General features: G+C 72.9%; 10 protein-coding genes and 1 tRNA gene. 9 read left to right on the top strand and 2 right to left on the bottom strand.

Annotation, left to right across the window (positions count from 1 at the left end; translation table 11 throughout):
* Positions 1 to 7 precede the first annotated feature (7 nt).
* The 9 genes from QRN23_RS06485 to QRN23_RS06445 all read left to right on the top strand — a co-directional run bounded on the left by QRN23_RS06485 (position 8) and on the right by QRN23_RS06445 (position 8790).
* Positions 8 to 1156 (top strand): DNA polymerase III subunit delta', encoded by a 1149-nt coding sequence (locus QRN23_RS06485; protein WP_285062951.1) that lies wholly within the window; start codon positions 8 to 10, stop codon positions 1154 to 1156.
* A gap of 114 nt (positions 1157 to 1270) precedes the next feature.
* On the top strand, positions 1271 to 1933 hold the full coding sequence (locus QRN23_RS06480; RefSeq protein WP_055971509.1) for a TetR/AcrR family transcriptional regulator: 663 nt from the start codon (positions 1271 to 1273) through the stop codon (positions 1931 to 1933).
* 57 nt (positions 1934 to 1990) lie between these two features.
* A tRNA-Thr gene (locus QRN23_RS06475) sits at positions 1991 to 2066 on the top strand.
* 196 nt (positions 2067 to 2262) lie between these two features.
* Positions 2263 to 2991, top strand: a complete 729-nt coding sequence (locus QRN23_RS06470) for a hypothetical protein (RefSeq protein WP_285062948.1) — start codon at positions 2263 to 2265, stop codon at positions 2989 to 2991.
* A gap of 68 nt (positions 2992 to 3059) precedes the next feature.
* Positions 3060 to 4043 carry a Gfo/Idh/MocA family protein gene (locus QRN23_RS06465; RefSeq protein ID WP_285062947.1) on the top strand — a complete coding sequence of 328 codons (984 nt, stop codon included), beginning with the start codon at positions 3060 to 3062 and terminating at the stop codon, positions 4041 to 4043.
* Positions 4044 to 4074: 31 nt separating this feature from the next.
* On the top strand, positions 4075 to 5604 hold the full coding sequence (gene dacB, locus QRN23_RS06460; protein ID WP_082460420.1) for a D-alanyl-D-alanine carboxypeptidase/D-alanyl-D-alanine endopeptidase: 1530 nt from the start codon (positions 4075 to 4077) through the stop codon (positions 5602 to 5604).
* 38 nt (positions 5605 to 5642) lie between these two features.
* On the top strand, positions 5643 to 6251 hold the full coding sequence (locus QRN23_RS06455) for an isochorismatase family protein (RefSeq protein WP_285062945.1): 609 nt from the start codon (positions 5643 to 5645) through the stop codon (positions 6249 to 6251).
* The gene (locus tag QRN23_RS06450) at positions 6248 to 7741 is read left to right on the top strand and encodes an NAD-dependent succinate-semialdehyde dehydrogenase (protein WP_502874811.1); all 1494 of its coding nucleotides are present in this window, start codon (positions 6248 to 6250) and stop codon (positions 7739 to 7741) included. The genes QRN23_RS06455 and QRN23_RS06450 overlap by 4 nt, the downstream gene beginning before the upstream one ends.
* Complete coding sequence (locus tag QRN23_RS06445) at positions 7738 to 8790, top strand: Gfo/Idh/MocA family oxidoreductase (protein WP_285062944.1); 1053 nt, start codon at positions 7738 to 7740, stop codon at positions 8788 to 8790. The genes QRN23_RS06450 and QRN23_RS06445 overlap by 4 nt, the downstream gene beginning before the upstream one ends.
* Before the next feature lie 70 nt (positions 8791 to 8860).
* On the opposite strand, the gene QRN23_RS06440 is transcribed toward QRN23_RS06445, so the two are convergent.
* Together QRN23_RS06440 and QRN23_RS06435 are read right to left on the bottom strand one after the other, a co-directional pair.
* Positions 8861 to 9895, bottom strand: a complete 1035-nt coding sequence (locus QRN23_RS06440; protein WP_285062943.1) for an enoyl-CoA hydratase/isomerase family protein — start codon at positions 9893 to 9895, stop codon at positions 8861 to 8863.
* A 55-nt stretch (positions 9896 to 9950) separates the two neighbouring features.
* Complete coding sequence (locus QRN23_RS06435; protein ID WP_056046435.1) at positions 9951 to 11900, bottom strand: ABC transporter ATP-binding protein; 1950 nt, start codon at positions 11898 to 11900, stop codon at positions 9951 to 9953.
* Positions 11901 to 12018 lie beyond the last annotated feature (118 nt).

Here is a 12018-nt window from a genome sequence, read left to right as displayed (position 1 = left end):
GCTGACCATGCCCCTCTGGGAACACCTCACGGGTCAGCCCGACGCCATCAAGGCGTTGACAGCGGCGGCTTCCACCCAGCCCGGCAACGCCTCGATGACCCATTCGTGGCTCATCACCGGCCCGCCCGGCTCGGGTCGCTCCAACCTCGCCTACGCCTTCGCGGCCGCGTTGCTCTCACGAGAGCCGGCCGACGAGGAGGCGACCCTCCGGCAGGTCGCCGCGAGGTCGCATCCCGACCTCGCGGTCCTCAGCACGGAACGCATCATCATCACGATCGACGAGGTCCGGTCCCTGGTCGCGGCGAGCCAGTTCTCGCCGTCGGTGGGTCGCTACCGGGTGGTCGTCATCGAGGACGCCGACCGCATGACCGAGCGGACCTCGAACCTCCTGCTCAAGGCGCTCGAGGAGCCGCCACCCCGGACGGTCTGGCTGCTGTGCGCCCCGAGCGAGGCCGACCTCATCCCGACGATCCGCTCCCGCGTCCGCAGCGTGCGCCTCCGCATGCCCGCCGTGGCCGACGTCGCCGCGCTCCTCGAGGACCGCGACGGGGTGGAGTCGGAGATCGCCCTCGTGGCGGCCCGGGAGGCCCAGAGCCACATCGGCATGGCGCGGCGCCTGGCGCTCGACTCCTCGGCGAGGTCGCGACGTCGTCAGACCCTCGAGACCGCCCTGGGCATCCGCAGCGTCTCGGACGCCGTCATCGCGGCGGCGACCCTGCTCGCGGTGGCGGGCGACGACGCCAAGGCGATCACGGAAGAGCGTGACGCCGAAGAACGGGCGAGCGCCCTGCGCTCCCTGGGCGTCGAGCCGGGTGGCACCGTGCCTCCGGCGTTGCGGAGCCAACTGCGCGCCCTCGAGGACGACCAGAAACGCCGAGCGACCCGGAGCCTCCGCGACGGGATCGATCGCATCATGGTCGACCTCCTCTCGCTGTACCGCGACGTCCTGCTGCTGCAGCTGGGCGTCGACGAGCAGCCCATCAACGAGGCCATCCGGGCACAGCTCGACGCCGCGGCGACCGCTTCCACCCCGGCCGCGACCCTGGCCGTCCTCGACGCGATCGCCCTGGCCCGCCGCCGCATCGAGGCCAACGTGTCGCCGGCCATGGCGCTCGAAGCCATGCTGGTGGTCGTCAGCCGTCACGCCACCCGCTGACCCGCGCCGGCGACACCGGCGCCGGCGGCACCGGCCCGGCGGCACCGGCGCGAGCGCCGGATCGGCGAGGGGGCGTCCACCCCTTTCCCCGGCGGCATGAGCGATGATGGCCTGATGAGCGACCCGAACGCCGCCCCCGGTCTGCGCGAGCGCAAACGTCTGGCCACCCGACGAGCGATCCAGGTCGCCGTCCTCGACCTCATCGTCGAACACGGGCTCGACGCGGTGACGGTCGACATGGTCAGCCGCCGGGCCGACGTCTCGCCGCGGACCTTCTTCAACTACTTCCCCTCCAAGGAAGAAGCCGTCGTCGGTGATCCGCCCGCGCTGCCGGACGGTCGAGACCTCGAGCGGTTCGTGGCCCAACGCGACGAGCCCGTGCTGTCGAGCCTGATCCAGCTGCTGACGCACGCCGTCGAGTCGGCCACGGTCGATCGCGAGCTCGTCGTCCTGCGTCGCCGGGTGCTGCGGGCGCACCCCGACCTGCTGGCCCGTCGCATCGCGTCGACGCGCGTCTTCGAGGAGCGACTGACGACCGTCGTCGCGCAACGCATGGCGGCCGACGAGGGGGTGGCGGACGACGCCGTCGACGCGTCGTTGCTCAGCCGCGCGCACCTGGTGTCGCTCGTCAGCATCGCCACCCTCCGTCATGCCTGGGCCGAGTGGATCGACGACGACGACGTGGACCACCTCAGCGACATGCGGTACAGCCTGCGCGCCCGCATGGAGGCCAGCTTCGTCGAGCTCGGTCGCCTCGTGACGCGTGAGGTCCGCTGATCCTGTACAGTATCTAATCGTGCCGCGAGGCACGGGCAACCGGCCGAGGCCGGCCCCGCCGCTTTAGCTCAGTCGGTAGAGCGTCTCACTCGTAATGAGAAGGTCATCAGTTCGATTCTGATAAGCGGCTCCACCACAGCCCCGGGTCACCACGACCCGGGGCTGTTCTCGTCCGAGGGCGTGCCTCTCGAGGCCCCGGTCCCGGTCCCTCCGCCCCCAATAGTGGTGAGGGCGTCGTCGACTTGTACCCCGAACGGCCCCCGGGCGTCGTTCCGTCGCCCTACGGTCGATCTGCGACGACCACCTGATGCCGGAAGGAGGTGGCCCGCATGCCTCTCCGAGTGATCTGCACCGCGCTGCTCGCCGCCGTCCTGGCGGGCATCCTCCTCGTCGTCTGGGCCGGAGGCGACTCCTCGGCCCTCGCGACGGCCGGCGTGGCCGACGGACCGACGACGGTGGTCCTCGCGAGCGGCGACCCCGCATCCGAGGCGGGCCCCACGACCGAGGACGCAGGAGGCGCGGGGTGCGTCGACGACGCCACCGGCGCCTCCGTCCCCTCGCCCGCGCAGCCCGGCGCCGATGCCGGGAGCGGCGCGACGGGTGCCCCCGACGCGGCGAGCGGCGCCACGGGCACCACCGCCGCCGACCTCGACGCGTTCCGGACGGCGTACGACGAGCGGCGACAGGCGGCGTGCCTCGGGCTGCTGCCGGCCGCGAACGTGCGGTACGACGCGTGCCTCGAGCAGTACCTCTTCTGGGTCGCCGGCGACCCGAGCCCCGATCCGTTGAGCGCTTGGGGGCACAAGGGCGAGGTGGTCCGCAGCGACGGGGTGCCCCCGGTCGGCTGCGACGGCAACCTCGCGGGCGGCACGTCGACCACGGGCGACGTCGCCGCCGCCAAGTGGTGGGCCTCGGCCCCGCACCGCGACGCCGTCTACCGACCGGACTTCCGCGGAGACCTCGCGCACGCCTGTGTCGGGTTCGCCGCCGTGCACGGGGGAGCGCCGGACGACAGCCCGGACTTCATCCGTTCGGCCAGTCGCTGGTACGCCTGCTGAACGAACCGCGGGACGGCGCCTCGACCCTTGCGGGCCTCCCCGTCGGCGGTGACTGGTAGACAGTCCGCATGACACTTCGATGGGGAATCCTCGGCGCCGGCGGCATCGCCGCCACCTTCACGTCCGACCTGCAGGGGGCGGGGTCGACCGTCTCCGCCGTCGGGTCGCGAGACCTGGCCAAGGCGCGCGAGTTCGCCGACCGTGCCGGGGTCCCGGGGGCTCACGGCAGCTACGACGACCTGGTCGCCGACCCCGAGGTCGACGTGGTCTACGTCGCCACCCCGCACCCGTTCCACGCCGAGAACGCCCTTCTGGCCATCGCGGCCGGCAAGCACGTCCTCGTCGAGAAGGCCTTCACCGTGAACGCCACGGAGGCCGAGAGGGTCTTCGCGGCCGCTCGCGAGGCCGGCGTGGTCGTCCTCGAGGCGATGTGGACGCGGTACACGCCGCAGAGCGCGCGACTGCGCGAGGTCGTGCGCTCCGGGGTCATCGGCGAGGTGCGCCTCCTGACGGCCGTGCACGTCCAGTCGCTGCCCACCGATCCCCACCACCGCATCAACGACCCGGCCCTCGGCGGCGGGGCCCTGCTCGACCTCGGGGTGTACCCGGTGTCGTTCGCGGACGACCTGCTCGGGGCGCCCTCGACGGTGTCGGCCGCCGCCACGCTGAGCGACCAGGGCGTGGACGCCCGCGTCGCGATCCAGCTCGGTCACGAGTCGGGTGCGACGGCCCAGCTGTACGCCGCCCTCGACACCTCGGGGCGCAACACGGCGACGCTGCTCGGCACCGCCGGTCGCATCGACGTCGACGACACGTTCTACGCGCCCGGGGGCTTCACGGTGCGTGATCAGGACGACGCCGTGGTCGAACGCTACGAGGCCGACGAGAACGGGCTGAGGGGCATGCACCACCAGGCGCTCGAACTCGAACGGGTCGTGGCGGCGGGCGAGCGAGAGAGTCCGCTGCTGACCGCCGCCGACGTCGTCGGCGTCATGCGCACCATGGACGAGGTCCGCCGACAGATCGGCGTGCGGTACCCCTCCGAGGGATGACGTGGGCGCGAGGCTCCGTATGATGTCCTCGATGAGCGATCAGGGTGAGCCACGTCACGACCGTCCCGAGTCGACCACGGGGGGCGATGGCGTCGGCTCCGGCGACGCGGCCCGGTCCACGGGGGCGGGCGCCTCGGTGCGGCGTTGGGTCTCCTCGCGTCCGCGGGGGGTCGTCGTGACGGCGGGCGTCCTCGCCTTCGCGCTGCTCGGCGGCGGCGCCGTGGCCGCCGGGGCCGCCACCGCGCCCGACGCCGGGACGGCACGGGCCGCCGCGTCGAGCCCCGAGCCGGCGGTCACGGTCACCCCGACCCCGACCCCCTCGGTCGACCCTGCCCGTTCGGTTCCCGCCGAGATCCCGGGTGCCACGCGCCTCCGGACCTGCTCGGTCACCGGGGCCGCGTCCGACGCCCGTCTCGCTCAGTTCGAGGGCAGCGTGGTCAACGCCGCCACGGGCGAGGTCCTCTTCGACCGCAACGGTTCGACCCCGGCTCGCACGGGCAGCGTGTTGAAGACCCTGACGAGCGCGGTCGCCCTGTCGGTCCTCGGGCCCGACGCGCGTCTCACGACCCGGGTGACCGGCGACGCCGGGACGGGCGCCGTGTCCCTGGTCGGCGGCGGTGACGCCACGCTCAGCGCCACCGGCTCGAGCGTGTACGCCGGGGCCCCCACGGTGGCCGACCTCGCGACCCAGGTGAAGGCGTCGCTCGGCGAGCAGCCCCTCACGCAGATCACGCTCGACGCCACCTTCTGGAACCCCTCCGACAAGTGGGACCCGTCCTGGAAGCGCACCGAGCAGACCATCGGGTACCACTCCGAGGTCACCGCCCTCATGGTCGACGGCGACCGGGCGAACCCTGCGGCCCAGACGAGTCCGCGCAGCACCGACCCCGTCGCCCGTGCCGGCGACGCCTTCCGCTCCGCGCTCGTCGCCGCGGGCGTCGTCGGCGCCGACTCCGCCACCATGACCCAGGGCGCCGCCACGAGCGGCACCGTGATCGCCCAGGTGTCGTCCCAGCCGGTCGGCCGCCTGATCTCGCAGCTGCTGCCGACCTCCGACAACACCCTCGCCGAGATGCTCGCTCGCGTCTCGTCGAAGGCGTCCGGTGCCGACGGGTCGGCCGCGTCGCTCACCGCCCTCTACAAGTCCGTGCTCTCGTCGACCTACGGTCTCGACACGTCCTCGCTCACGATCATCGACGGGTCCGGCCTGAGCGAGAACGACGCTGTGCCCTCGACCTTCGTCGCGCGCCTGATGATCCAGGTCCTGAACCGCGAGCACGGCCTCGGCGTCGTCTACGACGCGCTGCCGGTGTCGGGCAAGACGGGCACGCTCGCCTCCCGGTTCACAGGCGCGAACGCCGTGGCCCGTGGTGCCGTGCACGCCAAGACCGGCTGGATCGACACGGCCTACACCCTGGCCGGTACGGTGGACGCGGCGGACGGCACAAAGCTCACCTTCGCCTTCTACGCGATCGGCTCCGTGCAGGACGACGCGCGGGCCGCCCTCGACACCCTGACGACGGCCGTCTACAACTGCGGCGACAACCTGGCCAACGGCTGAGGCGTGCCGCTGTCGGTGCGGCGCGCGAGAATGGTGGCATGACCAGAGCACTCTTCGTCATCGACGTCCAGAACGACTTCACCGAAGGAGGCGCGCTCGGGGTCACCGGCGGCGCCCACGTCGCGCAGGCGGTCACCGACCACCTCCGCGCCCATCGCGACCGGTACGACCTCGTCGTCGCCAGCCGCGACTGGCACGCGGCCGACGGCGACAACGGCGGCCACTTCAGCCTCGAGCCCGACTTCGTCGACTCGTGGCCGGTCCACTGCGTGCAGGGGTCGACCGGTGCCGACTACCACCCCGACCTCGACACCGCCCTCGTCGACGTCCACGTGCTCAAGGGCGACGGTCGGCCGGCCTATTCGTTGTTCGACGGGCTCGTCGACGACGGGCGGCCGTTCGGTGACGCCCTCGCCGCGACGGGCGTCGACGAGGTCGACGTGGTCGGTCTGGCGACCGACCACTGCGTCCGGGCCTCGGCCCTCGACGCCGTCACCGCCGGGCTCGGGGTCACGGTGCTGACCGACCTCGTGGCGGGTGTGGCCCCGGCTCCGAGCGAGGCCGCCCTGGCCGAGCTGCGCGCGGCCGGCGTGCGCACGGTCCCGTCGTCCGACGTCGTCGACGGCTCGACCGGGGTCCCGGCGTGAGCCGCCCGGTCGTGACGGCCGCCGAGCGTCGTCGCGTGGTCGAGGCCGTGCCCACCGGCCTCTTCGTGGGGGGCTCGTGGGGCCCGTCGTCCTCCGGCGAGACCATCGACGTCCTCGACCCGGCCACGGGCGAGGTCCTGGTCGCGGTGGCCGACGCCACTCCCGCCGACGGCCTGCGGGCCCTCGACGCCGCGGTCGCCGCGCAAGAGGACTGGGCGGCCACGTCCCCCCGCCACCGCAGCGAGGTGTTGCGTCGCGCCTTCGACCTGCTGATGCAGCGGCGCGACGACTTCGCCCTCCTGATGACGCTCGAGATGGGCAAGCCGCTGGACGAGTCGCTCGGTGAGGTCACCTACGGCGGCGAGTTCCTCCGCTGGTTCTCCGAAGAGGCCGTGCGCGTCTCGGGTCGCTACGGCACCAACCCCGAGGGCACCGGCCGGACGACGGTGCTGCACCGCCCGGTGGGCCCCTGCCTGCTGATCACCCCCTGGAACTTCCCCCTCGCCATGGGGACCCGCAAGATCGCGCCCGCCCTCGCCGCCGGCTGCACGGTGGTCGTCAAGCCGGCCGAGCTGACCCCGCTCACCACGCTCGCCTTCGCCGCCCTGCTCGCCGAGGCGGGTGTTCCCGACGGTGTGGTGAACGTCGTGACGACCCTGTCGGCGAACGACGTGTGCGAGCCCCTGATCCGTGACCCGCGCCTCCGGAAGCTCAGCTTCACGGGGTCGACGCCGGTCGGGTCGACGCTGCTGACGCAGGCCTCCCAGCAGGTGTTGCGCACCTCGATGGAACTCGGGGGCAACGCGCCCTTCGTGGTCTTCGACGACGCCGACCTCGACGCCGCGGTCGAGGGCGCGATGCAGGCGAAGTTCCGCAACGTGGGCCAGGCCTGCACGGCCGCCAACCGGTTCATCGTGCACGAGTCGGTCGCCGACGAGTTCACCGCCCGGGTGGTCGAGCGCGTGCGAGGACTCCGGGTGGGCGCGGGGACCGACGACGGGGTCTCCGTGGGCCCGTTGATCGACGACCGGGCCGTCGACAAGGCCGACCGCCTGGTCCGCGACGCCGTCGCCCACGGCGCGGTGGTCGAGACCGGCGGCCACCCCGTCGACGGTCCGGGCACGTTCTTCGAGCCGACCGTCGTGTCGGGCGTCGCCCCCGGCAGCGAGATCCTGACGACCGAGATCTTCGGCCCCGTCCTGGCCGTCTCGACGTTCCGAGACGAGGCCGAGGGGGTCCGCCTCGCGAACGACACCGAGTTCGGGCTCGTCGCCTACGCCTTCACGCGGGACCTCGCCAGAGGGCAGCGGCTGGCCGAACGACTGCAGACCGGCATGCTCGGGCTGAACGTCGGCGTGGTGTCGAACGCCTCGGCCCCGTTCGGCGGCGTCAAGTCGTCGGGCCTCGGCCGTGAGGGCGGTGCCGAGGGCATCCACGAGTACCTCGAGACGGTCTACGTGCTCACCCCCGACCCGTTCGCCGCCGCATGAGCGCCGTCGAGCCGCTGCGCGTCGGCATCGTGGGCTACGGGCTCGCAGGACGGGTGTTCCACGGCGCGCTCCTGGCGGCGGACCCGGCCTGGCAGGTCGATGCCGTCGTCACGCGCGACCCCGACCGTGCGGGGCAGGCCGTCGCGGCGCATCCCGGTGCCGAGGTCGTCGCAGACGTCGACGAGCTCTGGCGTCGTGAACTCGACCTGATCGTCGTGGCCACCCCGAACGACACCCACGTCGAGACCGCGTTGCGTGCCCTGCGAGCCGGGGCCGCCGTGGTGGTCGACAAGCCGCTGGCGACCTCGGCTGACGACGCCCGCGAGCTCGTCGGGCTCGCCGAGTCGCTGGGGCGGCCGCTGACGGTCTACCAGAACCGGCGGTGGGACGGCGACTTCCTGACGGCGACGCGTCTCGCGGGGTCGGGTGAACTGGGCGACGTGCACACGGTCGAGTCGCGTTTCGAGCCGTGGAAGCTCGAGAACCGCCTCGGCTGGAAACGTCGGGCCACCTCCGCCGACGGTGGCGGCATCCTGTTCGACCTGGGCCCGCACCTCGTCGACCAGGCTGTGCGCCTCCTGGGGCCGGTCCGGTCCGTCCATGCCGAGATCGCGACCCGCCGCCCGACCGGCTCGGCCGACGACGATGTGCATCTGTCGCTCGAGCACGACGGGGGTCGACGGTCGCGGCTCACGATGAGCCACGTCGCAGCCCTCCCCGGGCCGAGGTTCCGGGTGCTGGGGTCGGCCGGCGCGTACGAGGTGCACGGCCTCGACCCGCAAGAGGCCCAGCTGTCGTCCGGACTGCCGCCGGTCGATCCCACCTACGGGGTCGACGCGGGCGATCGTCGTGGTGTCGTCGTCACGGGCGGCACGCGTCGCGACGAGTCGACCGATCCGGGGCGCTATCCCGAGTTCTACTCCCGACTGGCCCGGGCGCTCCGAGGCGACGGCGACCTCCCGGTCGACCCCTGGGACGCGGTCCGGGCACTCGAGGTCATCGAGGCCGCCCGCCGTTCCGCGGGGGAGGGACGCGTGGTCCGCCTCTGAGCCGGTGGCTCGCGGCGAACCGCGAGCAGCCGGCCAGCGGCGAGCGGGGCGGCGGTCGACTCGTCCCCGGTCAGAGCCGCGTGGACCAGTCGACCGTCGCGAGCGTCGCCTCGACGTCGACCTCGGCGAGGGTCGACGGCGACCACCGGGGCCGGCGGTCCTTGTCGATCACGCGTGCCCGGATGCCCTCGACGAGATCCGGCGACGCGGCGAGCGAGGTGACGATGCCGAGTTCCTGACCCAGCACGGCCTCGAGGTCGGGCAGTCGGGCCGCCCGCCTCTGGGCTTCGAGGGTCAGGACCACCGACGTGGGCGACGCCGCCACGAGGTCGTCGACCACGGCTCCGGCGTCGGCGAGACCCTCCTCGGCGAGCTCGTGCAGGCGGGACACGATCGTCCCGGCGTCGTCGCCGCGATAGGCGCGATCGATCCACCCGGCGGCATCCGCGAGCTCGGACGGCCCCGCCGTCGTGCCCAGCGCCCGCACGGCGTCGGGGCCGCCCTCGGCCAGTGCCGGCAGGACTCGAGTCAGCTCGGAGGACGGGACGAACAGGTCGGCGAAGCCCGTGTGCAGGGCATCGGCAGCCGTCATCGCGCGGCCCGTCAGGGCGAGGTGGGTGCCGAGCTCGCCCGGGGCTCGCGACAGCAAGAAACTCCCGCCCGCGTCAGGTGTCAGCCCGATGCGGGTCTCCGGCATGCCCACCGAGCTGCGTTCGGTGACGATGCGGAGCGTGACGTGACCGCCGAGCCCGATGCCGGCACCCATCGCGATGCCGTCGAGCAGCGACACGATCGGCTTCGACCAGCGCGACAGACGCAGCGTGCCACGGTACTCGCGCCGCCACATGTCCACGCTGCGCCGAGGGTCCGTCGTGGCGGCGGCGTGGATCCACGCGATGTCGCCCCCGGCACAGAACCCCCGTGGCCCGGCGCCCCGCACCAGCACCGCCGAGACCCGCGAATCGTCCTCCCAGGCGTCGAGCGCCTGCTCGACGAGCCCGAGCATCTCGAGCGTCACCGCGTTGATCTTCTCCGGGCGGTTGAGGGTGACGACACCGACCCCGCGCTCGACGTGGGTCAGGACCGCGGGGGCGACATCGCTCATCGGGCCATCGTCGCACGGTGTCGTGGCCGCGCCCCGTCGCGCGCGGAGCCCGGCCTCAGACGAGGAGTTGGTGCTTCGCCAGGTCCTTGTACAGCGGCGTCGTCCCCACCAGTTCGGAGTGGGTGCCCACACCGACCACCCGCCCGGCCTCGACGACGACGATCTGGTCGGAGTCGACCACTGTCGACAGCCGGTGGGCGATGACGATGAGCGTACGGTTCTCGGCCACCGCGTCGATCGCTTCGCGGAGGCGCTGCTCGTTGAGGCCGTCGAGGCTCGAGGTCGACTCGTCGAGCAGGAGGATCGGCGGCGCGTTGAGCAACGTGCGGGCGATGGCCAGGCGCTGGCGCTCGCCTCCGGAGAGCATCACCCCGTCCTCGCCGACCTGGGCGTCGAGGCCCTGGTCGCCGCGTTCGAGGACGGCGGTGAGGTTCACGGCCTCGAGGACCCGACGGCAGTCGTCGTCCGTCGCCTCGGGCGAACCCAGGGTGAGGTTGTCGCGGATGGTGCCGGCGAGGACCGGGGCGTCCTGTTCGACGTAGCCGATGCGGGACCGCAGGTCGCGCCGGTCGAGGGTGCGCACGTCGGCGCCCCCCACGCGCACGGCACCCGAGGTCGGGTCGTAGAAACGCTCGATGAGCGACAGGATCGTGCTCTTCCCTGCTCCCGAGGGGCCGACGAGTGCCGTGCGCTTGCCGACGGGCACCGAGAAGCTCACGCCTCGCAACACCGTGAGGTCGTCGTCGGCGGGGCCTTCGCCCGAGACGTGGACCGGGTCGCCGGAGACCCGCGGGCCCCCCGTGGCCGGCCCGGCGGGGACCGGCGAGTCGGGGTAGCGGAAGTGCACGTCGTCGAACCGGACGGCGATGCCGTCGTCCGCCTCCAGACCACCGGCGCCCGCCTCACGGGTCGCGACCTCGGCCGCGAGGCGCTCGTCGCCGTCGGTCTCGCTCGGCAGGTCGAGGATCTCCTGGATCCGTCCGAGCGCCCCCAGGGCCTGGTTGACGCTGAGCACGGCGCCGAGAGCCTGGCCGAGCGGCATGATCATGAGGAAGAGGAAGAGCACGAACGAGATGAGCGAGGCGATCTCGATGGCACCGCTGGCCACCCGGTAACCTCCGACGCCGAGCACGACGAGGAAGGAGGCCTGGAGGGCGACGGACGAGATCGGCACGACCAGGGCCGAGATGCGCGCGACCTGCAGCCCCCGTCGGTAGGCGCCCTCGGCGTCTCGCTCGACGGCGACGATCTCGCGTTCGGTGGCGCCCGAGGCGCGGATCGTGCGGACCGAGCTGATGGCGCGTTCGACGGCGGCCGTCAGGTCACCCACCTTCTCCTGCGCCTGGCGGCTCGCCACGCGGATGCGTCCGGACAACAGCACGACGACGACGACCGAGACGGCGACGACGAGCACGGTCAGTCCGAGCAGGACGGGGTCGATCAGGAACATGCCGACCAGGGCGCCGACGAAGGTGAGGCTGCCACCGATCGCCTCGACGAGCCCCTGGGTGAGCACGGCCCGCAGCAGGGTGGTGTCCGAGCCGACCCGCGACACGAGGTCGCCCGTCCGGCGCGTGTCGAACTGGCTGACGGGCAACCGGAGCATGCGTCCGACGAGGCGACGGCGGCTCGACAGGACGACGCCCTCGCCGGTGCGCTGCAGCAGGTAGTGCTGGAACCCGCTGATCAGCCCGGCCACGACGACCAGCGCGACCAGGGCCCAGACGAGGGGACCGAGCGTCACGCCTTCCTGCACGGCCGAGATGACCTGCTGCACGAGCAACGGCTGACCGAGCGACGCCGCGGCACCCAGGACGCTGAGCACGATGATGACGGCCATGACCTTCTTGTGCTCGAACAGGTAGGGCAACAGCTGACGGAACGTGGCACGCGGACCCTCGGGCTGCGGACGGCGACCCCATCGCGACCGGGGCGCGGCCGGTGGGTCGACCCGCGCCTCCTTCCCGTCGGACGTCGTCGTGCGCGCGCGCGTGTCGGAGCTCATGATGCCTCTCGTGCCAGGTGACCGGCGTCGCGGGTGCGGCGGTCGGTGTCGCGGGCGGTGCCTCCGCCGACTACGACCGTACTTCGTCCCGGTGACATCCACCTGCGTCACCAGACCG

It is taken from the genome of Frigoribacterium sp. ME-P-080 (assembly GCF_030209595.1).
Taxonomy (GTDB): domain Bacteria; phylum Actinomycetota; class Actinomycetes; order Actinomycetales; family Microbacteriaceae; genus Frigoribacterium.
Note: the sequence above shows the minus strand (reverse complement) of the source record. Positions and strands in the feature narration are given on the sequence as shown.